The sequence below is a fragment of the Gracilimonas sp. B-17 genome (assembly GCF_056857935.1).
Genome location: NZ_JBSXOA010000009.1, coordinates 206,218 through 219,762, shown reverse-complemented (window position 1 = coordinate 219,762; position 13,545 = coordinate 206,218). Strand labels below are relative to the sequence as shown.

Sequence of the window (13,545 nt, the reverse complement as noted above, 5' to 3'; positions counted from 1 at the left end):
ATTTAATAAGGTGAATTTTGGTTGTGTATCGATTCAAAATGGCTTCATAGAATTTGGCATTCTTGTAAGGCCATTTATGTTTATAACAACGGGAGCAAAATGGGGCTTTGATAAAAATTTCTTTAAATTCTGAAGGTGTTACTAGAACAATTACCTGTCACTAAACACAATAAGTTCAACCAATGAAATTATTTAGAGAACATATCGTTTGGTGGGTAATATTAGTGCTATTGACTCTGACTGTATCCCTTATCACTTCAGATCAGGTTACTGCACTTGGCCTGATATTTAGCATGCTTGGTCATTTTGCTTTTGCAACTATAGTATCGGTCATTCCTCTAATTATTTACTGGATCATTAGAAAACCACTGAACACTGAGGAATATTTGGCAACATTTACTGTAGCCTGGTTGATCCTTTCTGTTGCAAATATTGCTGTGATGTAAATAAAACTTCATTAGTTACCTGTGTTCATCATCATAGAAGTTCTCCACATTGGGCCGCCAATTGCACAGCCTTTTCCCAATGGTAAGTTTGGATCATATCATTTTTGCCCGCAAGTTTTTGAGTCTTGTTCATGGTTGTTACGATCATTGTGATGTTTTAAGTAAAAGGAAACTTTGCAGGATGTGTCTCCTCATAAAGGCAGTATTAAGTAAGCTTACCTTAATTTTTAGATCTAATTTCAGGTGAGTCCAAATATTGAAGGAATTTTGAGCGGGTTTAGGATGCGACATCGTATTAGTTGTTGAATCTGCAATAAAATTCACAAATGAGACATTCGTCACTTGTTCTAACGGTAATAGCCTTAATGTTGATTTCATGTAGTGGCGGCAACAGCACGCCCGATCCGGAGATCACCGGTGTACAGCCAGACAGTGGTCCTCCCGGTGCTTTAGTCACGATCAATGGAAGTGGGTTTTCTGAGGAGGCTACAAACAATAAAGTATTTTTCAATAGTGTAGAAGCAGACATAACAAGTGCGAGTGCTTCCCATCTCAAAGCAACAGTCCCGGAAACAGCTACAACCGGTGTCATCAGTGTTGAAGTTGGGAACCAAACGGTAAATGGACCAACCTTTACGGTTGAATCACTGACCCCCGGAATCAGTTCGGTTGATCCGGAACAGGGAGTGGTTGGAGAGCAGGTGGCGATATCGGGAATGAATTTTAGTGATACTGCCTCTGAAAATTTGATCACTTTCAATGGGACTGAAGCACAGATACTGAATGCGTCTGAGGATGAGTTGATGACACAGGTTCCGCAAGGTGCAACTGATGGTCCTATTGAAGTAACAGTGGATGGGAAAACAACAACGGGACCAGATTTCGATGTAATAAACGAGGGTGCGGTTGAATTTTTATTCAGCAGAAACGGGCCTGATCAGGACCAAAGTATGATCCTGACATTTGATGGAAAAGATACTCCGATCTCTGCCACCACATCTAAAGCAACAAGGGGTGAAGTAACGAAGGGCAGTTACACCGCAGAATTGAAAGGAATAAATGATAACTGTTCACTAAGTGGACAAAATCCGCGGCCTATAGAAATTGTAGCAGGTGATACAACCCAAACAAGTTATCAGATAACCTGCACTGAAATTTCGCTTGTTGAAAATAGGATCGTCTTTGTGAACGATTCAAAGTCGCCTGAACAGATCTATTCAATGAATCCGGATGGAAGTGACCTTACACTATTTTTTGAAAGGATAGGATTCAATTCTTTTGATATATCACCGGATGGCTCAAAGATCGTCTTTTCTCAGGGGCCGGTAACAAATTCTGATCTGTATGTATATAATATTGACAGTTCCACTTTCACCAGCCTGACATCAAATGGGAGTGGTAATAATGATCCCGCCTGGTCACCAGATGGTACTCAGATCGTGTTTTCAAGATATGATGCCAATCGAAACCCACAGATCTTCGTGATCGACGCCGATGGTTCGAATTTGACTCCACTGACCGATAATAATTATAGCGGAAGAGAGCCCGATTGGTCACCTGATGGTACAAAAATAGTGTTTGATGCATTTCCGGTAGATAACTACGAGATAGCAGTCATGGATGCAGATGGAACTAACTTGTCTCTGCTTACCAATGATCCGGCAGGATCGAGTGTACGGGATCAGGATCCTGTATGGTCACCTGATGGTTCAAAAATTGCATTCGCAAGTACGAGGAATGGAAGCTTCGACATCTATACGATGGCTGCAGACGGTTCAAATATTGTCAGGATAACAGACTCTCAAAATGGAAGAAGAGATCCGGCCTGGTCACCGGATGGAACACAGATCGTCTTTGAAGGATTTGATGGAAACGATCAGGAGATCATGACAGCAACTGCAGATGGCTCCGGATCCCCATCCATTTTGACGGATTATGATGATGATATGAGGTATCCAAAATGGGGAGCCAACTGATCCTGCATTCCAATATGGGTGAATAGATATGTCCCATGAATATCAGGGGTATTGACAGTAATTAAATAACAAAGGTTTGAGGCTTACAAAGAGAGATTTTAGATGGTCTTGAATTTCAATTTCAACATTAAGTTCTAAAAACAACACATGAAGATTAAACAACTTACCATATCATTTTTACTAACAACCTTATTGATTCTTACTTCTTGTAGTGAATCGCCAACGAATGAAACAGTGCCTGATCAACCGGATAATTCAGATCCCCCCACACTTTCGGCGGTGATCGGGTATTCCCCGGCCTCACCAGAAGTGGGAATGGACGTTAATTTAGATGCAACGGCTTCAAGTGACGATCAGAATATCGGTTATGATGTTAGCTGGTCGTTTACGGATCGCCCGGCAGGGAGCTCTGCAACTATAACAGGCTCAACCCAACAAAATGCAGTATTTACACCGGATGTAGCCGGAGACTACATTGTGGAACTGGAAATTAGCAATTCATCTGAAAATGTTTCTGATTCCCAAACTGCAACCATCACGGTAACACCTGTTGAGCAGAATACCATTGAACTGAGTGGTACCATTAGCAGTGATTCTACATTGGTGGATCTATTTACAGATCCGACAAAGCCTGATTACCTGGTAGTAGGTAATTTAGATATCGAGGCGATGCTGACTATTGAACCCGGCGTTGTGATCTATGTTCAGCAGGATCTGGGGATCGATATAAACGGAGCCGGAATTATTAAAGCGGATGGCGAAACTGATAATATGATTGTGATCACAGGAGAAAATCAGTCAGTGAATGGTTTCTGGAGAGGCTTGAATATCTATTCTAATTCAGTTGAAAACTCGATCAGTAATGCTGAGATCAGTTATGGAGGGAGTGTTTCAGCAGGTACCTACTTTGAAAATGCTACTGTAACTATTGACAGGGCTATGGTACAGATGTCTGAAGTTAAAATTTCGAATAGTGGAGGGTATGGAATTCAAACCCGCCGAAACGAATCGGAATTTCCCATGCAGAATATGACCTTTGAGGCTAATGATCTTGGTCATGCGTACATTCACACTGATCAAATGGGGTATTTCGATAACGGCAGTTCCTTTGATGGCGGATATGTTTTCGTTTACAGTGGGGATACCACAGCTGACATGGATATTGCAAATCTGAATGGAGCTAAATATCAGATCATGGCCAAATCAGATTTTGGGCATACAGTAACTATTGAAGCAGGAACTGAATTTGAATTTGCAGCCGATGCCGGCTTGGATATAAATAACGGATCAACGATCATAGCGCAGGGTACTGCAACAGATAAGATCGTTTTTACAGGGGTAAGTAAAGCGCCGGGTGCATGGAGAGGTATCTTTATCGGTACAAGTTCAGTCGATAATCTCCTTGAGCATGTTGATATCAGTTATGGTGGCAGCAGTGAGATCAGAACCTATTTTGGAAAAACCAATATGGCTATCGATAATGCTAAAGTGACCCTTCGAAATGTGTCCATAACCGATAGTGATGGCTATGGAATTCAAACGAGAAGAGACGGATCAACCTTTAGTGTTGAGAGCAGTTCATTTAATAATAATGAATTCTCAGACATGTACATTCACCCAACACAGGCGGGTTTTATAGATGGTCAAACCAACTTTAACGGTGGAGATGTCGAAGTTTACAAAGGAGACACCGAAGACTCTGGTGCTGTGACCTGGAGTAACCTGAATAATGGAACTTATTACTTTTCACAAACCGTAACCATAGATAATGAAGTTACCATTGAAGCCGGTGCTTATTTTGAGATGGGTACCAACGTGAACCTGGTAGTTTCAGGTTCGACAACAGCCGGCGTGAGCGTCTTCAAAGCATTGGGTTCAGCTTCCGAACCGATCACATTTACGGGTAGATCACAATCAAAAGGTGCCTGGGGTGGTATTCTGATCTCATCCTCATCTGTGGATAATATCATGGATCATGTTTTAGTGGAGTATGGGGGCGGAAAGGATCTGGCGATCTATATGGATGCCGGAAACCTGGGGGTCTATAATGACGGATACCTCACGCTCACAAACTCATCGATCGAGAATAGCGCCAACTATGGGGTTATCATCAGAACGGGTCGTGATGCGATACTTAATAAGACCAACGTAACCTACGCAAATAATGACAATCTGAATGAATACACGTATTAGTAGCGAACTATCATAAGAAGGTTAGTGGCGAAAAGGGCATCAGTTAGATCTGATGCCCTTTTTTAATTCGTTTGTAAAATGAATGTTACTGTATGCTAAACGAATCCCCTTCCGTTAGAAGTTTGAAATTAACGCCTCTGTTTTCCGGCAATCGCATAGCTTCAGAAAAATCATTTTCAGGATCCTTCATGCCATCATCTGCCAGGGGAAAGGTTCCAAAATGCATGCCAAAGCTGATCTCAGCTCCCACATCCTTATGTACCTGAATGGCTTCTTCAGGATTAACGTGCATGGGTTTCATGAACCATCGTGGCATATAGGCACCGATCGGGATCAACCCCACTTTGATATTCGTATAGCGTTCACCGATCTCCTTAAAGAAAGGTCCATAACCGGTATCGCCGGCAAAATAGACGTCGCCAACCGGGGTCTCGATCACATAGCCGTTCCAGAAGGTCTTATTACGGTCAAATAATCCACGGGCTGAAAAATGCTGTGCCTGAACGGATTGAACCGTGATGTCGCTGTCGATCACTTTGTCCTCCCACCAGTTTAATTCAAACACCTTATTGATACCGTTACTATTCAGCAGGCGGCCAACACCCAGAGGGGCGATCACACGAGGCTCATACTTTTCATTGATCTGCTTAAGGGTCTTAAGATCGAGGTGATCATAATGATTATGACTGATGACGATAAGATCGATGCGGGGAAGGTCTTCGAATCGGACTCCGGCAGGGCGGTATCGCCTGGGGCCAGCAAAACTAACAGGGCTCACCCTATCACTCCATACCGGATCAGTCAAAATATTTACACCGGCCACCTGTATCAGAAAAGTAGAGTGATTTACATAAGTGATGGTCATCCCTTCTGTTACATTTTCAGACGGTTTGTTGGCAAAGGTGATCTCAGATCCAGGAATTGGCTCCCATTCCCCCTGATCTCTTTGAAAGTACCACTTCATGACATCCATGAACGATTTCTCGGGAACTTCTACCGGGTTTTCAAAGGTCTCTCCGTTGAAGTGTTCACTGACCGGACCCTCATATCCCGGCTCCGATACATACCAGCCAACAGAGACAATAAACAGTGCGGCAGTGATAAGCAGGATCAGGAGTATGGTCACGATTTTACCAATGAGTTTCATAGGTTAGGTTTTTAAACTGCTGCTTTAAGGTTTTCGGGGATAAGTAAATAAGGGAATAGGTGATATTATGCACTGTGTAATACAGACCTTAAATCCTTTCGTTACGTTCCCTTATTTACTTATTTCCTTATCACTGACCACTCTGCTTCAAATGCTCCTCAAAGAATTGATAGATCCTGCGATACTCATCATACCAGGCGTCTTCATCCTGAAAACTGTGACGTTCAGTTGGATACATCATCAACTCAAAGTTCTCGTTGCCTGTTTGAACCAGTCGCTCGATGTATTGTACCGCATCCTGAAACCCGACATTATTATCAATGAGTCCATGCAGGAGAATGACCGGCCGCTGTAGAGAATCCGCATAAGTCAGTGGATTACTGCGCTCGTAGTGTTCCGGAAATTCTTCAGGATCACCCAGTCTTGGCAGGGTATACCAAGGATTGGTATAATAATAATTCTCCCACTTTGTCACGGATCGCAAGGCTGCTGCAGCATCAAAACGTTCCGGAGATACTCCCACAGCATATAATGACATAAATCCACCATAACTGCCACCATAGATGCCCACTCGAGAGGTGTCCGCTTTGTCATAATTATCAGCCAGAAAGGCAAGACCGTCTTCAATATCCTCGGTTTCGTATTTACCCATCCAGTTGGTCACATCCTCCCGGAATTTACGGCCGTACCCGGTACTGTGCCTGTAGTCGACCTCGATCACGTAATAGCCCTGATGCGTCAGGAATTGATGAAACATGTACTCACGCCAGTAACTGTTTGACCAACCTTTATATACGTTCTGTAAGGAACCGGCTCCGTGTACAAATACCACCACAGGGTTCCCCTCCGGGTTTCTGCGTTCCGGCTTTAGCACCGACATGGATAAACGGGTATCTCCATCCCTTCCGGTGAAACGAACATAATCTTCCTTCTGCCAGTCATACTCATAGAATGACTCAGGTACCGAATTTGTCAGCTGCACTTCCCTTTGAGGGATCTTGGTATCGACCATATACAGGTCAAAGGGCTCATTGAAATAGGTTTTGCTGTATACAACATACCGTCTGTCAGGGCTTAAGTTGAAATCCCTGCGATACCCGACCACTGAGGTCAGTTTGGTTGGCAGGTTATTGATGATATCCAGCCTGTACAATTGCACTTCACCCGGATCCATCTCATTGGTAGCCATCACAATGGTGCGTTCATCCGTCCAGGTTGCCCAGGGTATGTCATACTCCCCGAAAGTATGTTGTTCAAAGCCTGATCCATCGGGATTGACGGTATAAATATGATTCCATCCGTCACGTTCACTCTGGAACATCAGGCGTTCGGTGGCCGGGGCGAATTCCATGTTGGTGCCATAGAGCCACCCTTTGGTAGAATCCTCAAAAAGAACCTTTGAGCTAAGATCATTTGTCTTGAACACCTCGATCCGGCGCTTTTTCATGGGGGCGTCGATGATATCCAGCGCAAAATGTTTTCCGGTGGCACTGATATCAGAACTCACATATCCTTTATGTTCCAGGATCACCTCCACGTCACCGCTATCGATAGGGGCTACGGAAAATATCCGGTTTGGAATACCACGTCGGGTAGCACCGGTTTCAACATACTGCCCCGTATATTCCGGGAAATAATACTCGGTGTATCCCGAATTATCAAATTGACTCAGTAACAGCTTATTACCTGCCCAGCCGGCTACACTGTAATTAGGAGCGTCATCTTCTTTATTGGTGATCTGCTTTATGAAGGCCTCTTCAACCCCTAATATCCAAACATCTCCGCTCTGAACGAATGCAAACTGAGTACCATCGGTATTCCAGACCGGGTTATAATCAAAATCCTTGGAAGCGACGATCAGTCTTTGTTCTTCAAACTTGGAGTTAGCCAGGATCAGGTCCCCATCTTCTGTAAACAATACATGCTTACCATCCGGTGACCGTTCATAATTCCGGACCACATCCTCCGGGGCTTCCTTTTGATTCTTACCGCTCAGGCCAACCTGAAAGAGTTCCCGGTCTGAAGTGGCCGAATCACTCCAGCTGAAGTAAATGGTCCTTCCATCCGGAGAAAAATGTGAAAAAGAAGGTCGGGTTCCGGGAACAAAGGGTTCGTGGAAAATATCCTTCAGGGTTAATTCATCCGGAAACTGTTGGGCCTGTGCACTGAGGTCGGCACCAATGAACAATAGCAGTAACAGAGCAGTAAATAAATGCTTCATAGGATCTTGATGGTTCTGAATTGACTAATGGAGGGAGAGAGAATAAAAACTTTGGGGGAGAAATATTGAAAAAGTTGGTTTAATCAGATAGATCCATGGGTCAGTTATTTTGTTCTCTTCAGAGGCAGTAATGATTAGGAAATATGAGTTTGATACAACCAATAGCTTGCGATAAACTTCATTCCATGCAGCCTTTTGTCTTCTAAGCATTAATAGTAATGAATTCTTAAATCATCTGAGCAGACCTGAAAAAAGAGAATTAGGAATGATATATATAGATAGTATATCTGTTTTGATATCATTCACATGAATAAAAGGTTAGTAATTACTTATAAAACTTCCGACAGCCATAAATTCATTATTTATTATCGGTATTTCGATGAGCTCAAAATTGTTTTCGATATCCAATTTATAGAGTACTATAAAGTAATTATCATTTAGAGTATAAAAAGAGTAAGATTTATAATCACTCAGCCAATGCAAGTTAGATTTTAATAACTGGCAGATAACTTTGTCAGTCTCATCCGTTAATGGGCGTACTTTTTCTTTAGGGTTTTCTTCAAAATTAATTTTCAATAAATCTTCAAGAGATTCTATTTGAGGTTCTGTGTTAAGAAATTTGAAAAGTGCATTATCTGCTTCTTCTAAACTTTGGGGGCAATAATTTGATTGTGAATAACAACTTTGTAGAGTTACAAACATTATGGTTGCAGTAAGTAAAAAAAGGTTTCTCATTATGGTAACTATTACACTCATTCTTCAATTATTCTTGTAAATCAATTAGAGGTTGCGGGTTATCTCACGATGCATTCTATGAATAATGAACATTTTCACATAGCAGAATAATTATAACAAAATTTGATAAACCTCAGTACAGATTCAGCATTTATGGGGACAACAGCTTCAGTATCTTTGGTTAGAAAATTTAACTAAAAAACGAGAAATACCATGAGATCCATAACTTTGAATATCGACGGAATGGGATGTTCCGGTTGCGTAAATACCGTTGAAAATACGCTTGCGGCACTACCCGGAGTCAAAACTGCGATCGCCAATTTGGAAAAGGGCATCGCAGAAGTGGACTACGACGAGAATGAAGTAAAAGAAGAAGACTTCAAAAAGGCCGTGGAAGAGGCCGGTTACCAGATGACGGGTATAGCCAACTAAGTTATTGGTCATTTTACGGCGAATGCCTGAAATCTAAAGGGTGGAAATGATTCCACTGCACTTGAAGTATTACCTATCAGATTCCCGCCTGCGCGGGAATGACCAAATAAGAATGTATTGGCTTATTAAAACTTGTTTTCAAAATTCCAGACAAACTCGTTCCCAACCACCCGGTTGGGAATGCATGCCCGGACCTCCGGTCCGAATGGAGGCCTCTGAAGTATAATTCACACTCTTAAATCTGTTACCCATGAAAAAAACCACATTTCAAATTGATGGCATGCATTGTGCCGGTTGTGTGAATGCCGTAGACAAACAACTGGAAGCCCTGGAGGGTGTGGAATCTGCACAGGTAAATCTCGCTACGGAATCGGCTACGGTTGAATATGAGGGAGAGATCTCCATTGAGGCCTTTGATGAGGCTGTTACTAAAGCCGGATTTACGTTGGTCCGTCAGCAATCAGAAGAAACAGAAGATAAAGCCAAACAGGCTGAGGAACGGGAGCAAAAGAAACTGGATACGGCCCGCAGAAACATGGTGTGGTCCTGGATCCCGACGATCATCATGCTGGCATGGATGCTGCCCATGTGGTTCGCCGATCACATGTTATTTGGCATGATCGGGATGGAGGCAGGAATGATACTGCTGGCAGGTTTTGCCATTTTTGTGCCGGGATGGGAGACTCTGAAGAGTGCCTGGCGGTCAACCAAAAATCTGAGCCCGAATATGGATGTGCTGATCGCGATGGGGTCACTGGCTGCCCTTTCCACCGGGTTTGTTAAGCTGCTGCATGCCTTTGGGATCGGAGCTGATTTTCACAGCTTTGCCATGATAGGGGGCATGATCATGGCCTTTCACCTCACCGGTCGGTACATTGAGACCAAAGCCAAGGGGAGTGCCTCACAGGCCATTCGGAAGTTATTGACCCTGGGGGCAAAGGAAGCCTCCGTTTTAAGAGATGGGGAAGAGATCAAGATCCCTGTCAGCCAACTGAAGATCGGGGATGTGATGCTGGTTCGCCCCGGAGAAAAGATCCCTACCGATGGAGAGGTAATAGAAGGGGAAAGCAGTGTGGATGAGTCCATTGCCACCGGCGAGTCTATGCCGGTAGAGAAAACCAAAGGAGATGAGGTCATTGGCGCTACCCTGAATACCAATGGTGTGCTTAAAGTGAAAGCCACCAAGATCGGTAAGGATACCTTTCTGAATCAGGTGATCAAAATGGTGGGAGAAGCTCAGGGCTCCAGGATCCCGATTCAGGATTTTGCCGACCGGGTGACCAACGTCTTTGTGCCGGTGGTCCTATTACTTGCCCTTTCGACGTTAACCGCCTGGCTGGTCTTTCCGGATCTTTTCGGCGGATTGGTGATCTGGGCATCAGACTTTATTCCATGGGTAAACCCTGATCTTGGTTCCACGGCCCTCGCTTTTTATGCGATGATCGCGGTGCTGGTCATTGCCTGTCCGTGTGCCCTGGGATTAGCCACACCAACCGCACTTATGGTTGGATCCGGGTTGGGCGCTGAAAACGGGATTTTGATCCGAAAGGGAGAAGCCATTCAGCGTATGAAAGATGTGGATACCATTGTGCTGGATAAGACCGGAACCATCACCAAAGGGAAGCCGGAAGTGACCGATGTGATCACTTTTGGGGACCTGAGCGAGAGCGATCTGCTTAATCTGGCTGCCACTGTTGAAAACAACTCAGAGCACCCGCTGGCCCGTGCTGTGGTGAATGCGGCCTCAGAAAAAGGTATGGAACTATTAAATTCAGTCGGCTTTGAAAGTATTACCGGAAAAGGAGTGAAAGCCATCATTGGTGACGGAGCTGTAGGAGTGGGTACGGCATCACTGATGGAAGAACTGGGTGCAGAGATCACGGAAGAGAGATCCCGGCAAAAACAACAACTTGAAGAAGAGGCCAAAACAGCCGTTTATGTATGTCGATCCGGAGGTCTGCTGGGCATTCTGGGTATCGCAGATGAAGTGAAGTCGGACAGCCTTGAGGCTATAAGTGAATTCCGAAAGCTGGGACTAAAAACAATTATGCTGACGGGTGATAATGCCAAAACCGGTCAGGCCATCGCCGATAAGGTCGGTATTGATGAAGTGATCGCTGAGGTATTACCGGATCAGAAATCAGATGAGATCCGGAAATTGCAGCAATCAGGCAAAGTGGTAGCTATGGTGGGTGATGGCATCAATGATGCCCCGGCGCTGACCCTGGCAGATGTTGGCATTGCCATCGGAACGGGAACGGATGTGGCCATAGAATCAGGAGATATCGTTTTAGTGAAAGGAGATCTGCCGGGTGTATTGCGGGCGATCAATCTCAGCAAGGCTACCTTTACCAAGATCAAGCAAAATTTGTTCTGGGCCTTTTTCTACAACCTGATCATGATACCCCTGGCCGTGGTGGGTATGCTGCATCCCTTATTGGCAGAAGCCGCAATGGCCTTCAGTTCCATCAATGTGGTTCTCAACTCAAAACGGTTGGGAAAAGCGGAGTTGGATTAGGGATTGGGAATTCGTTAGTTGACTCCAAGCTCATCGGACGATTGATCAGGATAATCTTCGTTCCGGTGCTCCGCTCCGGAATGCCTAATGGAGGCTCCGCCTCATGCTATCTAGTTTCAGTCTAAATTCTGGCTAGTGTATTAAAGGACGGTCATCTTCAACAAAATTAACATCTATAGAAATTGAATCTACTTCCTTAGTTACAATCGGTTTCGTTTCAATCGAAAAGTATCCAATTGAGCTAATTTTAAACTGAATAGGCATACTCGATTTGCGGATCTTCAATTCAAAACTGTTTCCAGATGTTCTAACTAATGTAGAACCTGCCTGAATATGGATTGGGTTAGAAGTTGTGTTTTGATCTGAAAAGTTAAAGGAAAAGTTAACTCTAATACTGTCTTTAGCGGATGTTAACGGTGTTGTATTCAGGCTATAAGTACTTTTATTATAGGTTTTCAAAAGTTTTGATTTCGGTTTACTGCAACCAAAAAGTAAGAGGGAGAGTATTAGAGTTGTGAAAGTTTTTATTCCGATCGTATTCATGATTTCCTAGCTGTTAATTTACCTGCCAAGAACTACTTTAGTTTTTCATCACACAATAATTTCACTCAAAGTAAGAAGCGGCCCATACTAATATTTCTTTGGAACCCTGTCTTTCAACTAAGTAGATCTGTGCTGAGCCCGTATCTTTAGGAGGGTTGAAATCTTGTTTTCTAAAAGCTTCGATATCAACCAACCCTTTACATGACATAAATTTTTCTACAGAATTGAACTTTGTTGGCTTTCTTAGAGCAGTATAGGTCAAATATATCTGTAGGTGTTGATAAGGTATTAATTTATTATTTTCGTAAACATTCAAGGCTTTTCTTTTAGCTTCTTCTCTGGCTTCCTCAGTTTCAAAACCTTCTTTGATGATGTTAAATCCAAATCTGGTGGAATCCACATCATGCGTTATCTCAATAGCATGAGAATCTTTATCAAATATTACACATAACCGTGTGTTGCTGATTTGTGCAACTGCACTTAGTGAGTTTAGTAATGTTAATACGAACACTATAACATTGGAATATGGAAAACCTTTATAATTCATTTAATCGTTTCAGTTTTTTTACTAAAATAGGAGCACTGCCTCATGCTATCCAATTCCAGTCTAACTTTCCACCCATATCGAACGAAAATTACCCTAACAAACTTTCATAATTCAGCATAAAACAAATTTCCTGTAAGAAGGTTATCTTTATCGAAATCCTATTCAAAAATTTTATTTATTAGAGCTATGAGCAATAACAAGATCCTGATCCTAGGTTTACTGATAACTGCCGGTGTGGCCGCCTTTTTATTCTGGCCGGGTAATGAGTCGCCCAGTGACCTGTTTAAAAGCGGAACCGAAGTGGTTATGTATAAGAATGAAGGCTGTCAGTGCTGTACCAAATGGGGCGATCACATGCATGAAGGTGATTTTTCCGTGGAGGAAGTTCCGGTTCCGGTACTGATGCAGGTGAAGCGTGACAATGGAATTACACGAGAGCTGGCCTCTTGCCATACTGCGATCGTGGAAGGATATGTGGTGGAAGGTCACGTACCGCGAGCCGATGTGGAGAGATTGCTCAAAGAAAAACCTGATGCCATTGGATTGGCGGTGCCGGGAATGCCGACCGGCTCACCCGGAATGGAAACACCGGGACGTGCTCCTGAAAGCTATGATGTACTTTTGGTTCATAACGACGGTACAACCAGCGTATATTCTTCCTACTGATACTGATCTACTTGTCATCTGACCTTGTCTAAAGCCCTTGTATGATACGAGGGCTTTTTTGTTGTATTAATTTTTTTCCGTTCAATTATTGAATTTATAACCGAAACAAAGTATTCTGAAT

General features: G+C 43.3%; 11 protein-coding genes. 6 read left to right on the top strand and 5 right to left on the bottom strand.

Annotation, left to right across the window (positions count from 1 at the left end):
- The first annotated feature begins 182 nt into the window (after positions 1-182).
- The 3 genes from AC13FX_RS02640 to AC13FX_RS02630 all read left to right on the top strand — a co-directional run bounded on the left by AC13FX_RS02640 (position 183) and on the right by AC13FX_RS02630 (position 4,615).
- Positions 183-446, top strand: a complete 264-nt coding sequence (locus AC13FX_RS02640; protein ID WP_482878886.1) for a hypothetical protein — start codon at positions 183-185, stop codon at positions 444-446.
- 326 nt (positions 447-772) lie between these two features.
- Positions 773-2,422 (top strand): IPT/TIG domain-containing protein, encoded by a 1,650-nt coding sequence (locus tag AC13FX_RS02635; protein WP_482878885.1) that lies wholly within the window; start codon positions 773-775, stop codon positions 2,420-2,422.
- 147 nt (positions 2,423-2,569) lie between these two features.
- On the top strand, positions 2,570-4,615 hold the full coding sequence (locus AC13FX_RS02630) for a hypothetical protein (protein WP_482878884.1): 2,046 nt from the start codon (positions 2,570-2,572) through the stop codon (positions 4,613-4,615).
- 85 nt (positions 4,616-4,700) lie between these two features.
- Here the strand turns inward: AC13FX_RS02630 and AC13FX_RS02625 are convergent, their stop codons facing one another.
- The 3 genes from AC13FX_RS02625 to AC13FX_RS02615 form a co-directional block, all read right to left on the bottom strand.
- Positions 4,701-5,762, bottom strand: coding sequence for an MBL fold metallo-hydrolase (locus AC13FX_RS02625; RefSeq protein ID WP_482878883.1), 1,062 nt, complete (start codon positions 5,760-5,762; stop codon positions 4,701-4,703).
- Between the two features lie 130 nt (positions 5,763-5,892).
- A complete protein-coding gene (locus AC13FX_RS02620) occupies positions 5,893-7,983 on the bottom strand; it encodes a S9 family peptidase (RefSeq protein WP_482878882.1) in 2,091 nt (696 codons plus the stop codon).
- A 318-nt stretch (positions 7,984-8,301) separates the two neighbouring features.
- The gene (locus AC13FX_RS02615) at positions 8,302-8,739 is read right to left on the bottom strand and encodes a hypothetical protein (RefSeq protein ID WP_482878881.1); all 438 of its coding nucleotides are present in this window, start codon (positions 8,737-8,739) and stop codon (positions 8,302-8,304) included.
- 192 nt (positions 8,740-8,931) lie between these two features.
- Here AC13FX_RS02615 and AC13FX_RS02610 point away from each other — a divergent pair, with 192 nt between their 5' ends.
- Together AC13FX_RS02610 and AC13FX_RS02605 are read left to right on the top strand one after the other, a co-directional pair.
- Positions 8,932-9,150, top strand: coding sequence for a heavy-metal-associated domain-containing protein (locus AC13FX_RS02610; protein WP_482878880.1), 219 nt, complete (start codon positions 8,932-8,934; stop codon positions 9,148-9,150).
- Positions 9,151-9,400: 250 nt separating this feature from the next.
- The gene (locus tag AC13FX_RS02605; RefSeq protein WP_482878879.1) at positions 9,401-11,668 is read left to right on the top strand and encodes a heavy metal translocating P-type ATPase; all 2,268 of its coding nucleotides are present in this window, start codon (positions 9,401-9,403) and stop codon (positions 11,666-11,668) included.
- 132 nt (positions 11,669-11,800) lie between these two features.
- On the opposite strand, the gene AC13FX_RS02600 is transcribed toward AC13FX_RS02605, so the two are convergent.
- Positions 11,801-12,211 (bottom strand): hypothetical protein, encoded by a 411-nt coding sequence (locus AC13FX_RS02600; protein ID WP_482878878.1) that lies wholly within the window; start codon positions 12,209-12,211, stop codon positions 11,801-11,803.
- A gap of 61 nt (positions 12,212-12,272) precedes the next feature.
- Positions 12,273-12,758: a hypothetical protein gene (locus AC13FX_RS02595; protein WP_482878877.1), complete on the bottom strand. Its 486-nt coding sequence runs from the start codon at positions 12,756-12,758 to the stop codon at positions 12,273-12,275.
- Positions 12,759-12,944: 186 nt separating this feature from the next.
- Between AC13FX_RS02595 and AC13FX_RS02590 the strand changes: the two genes are divergently transcribed.
- Positions 12,945-13,424 (top strand): DUF411 domain-containing protein, encoded by a 480-nt coding sequence (locus tag AC13FX_RS02590; RefSeq protein WP_482878876.1) that lies wholly within the window; start codon positions 12,945-12,947, stop codon positions 13,422-13,424.
- Positions 13,425-13,545 lie beyond the last annotated feature (121 nt).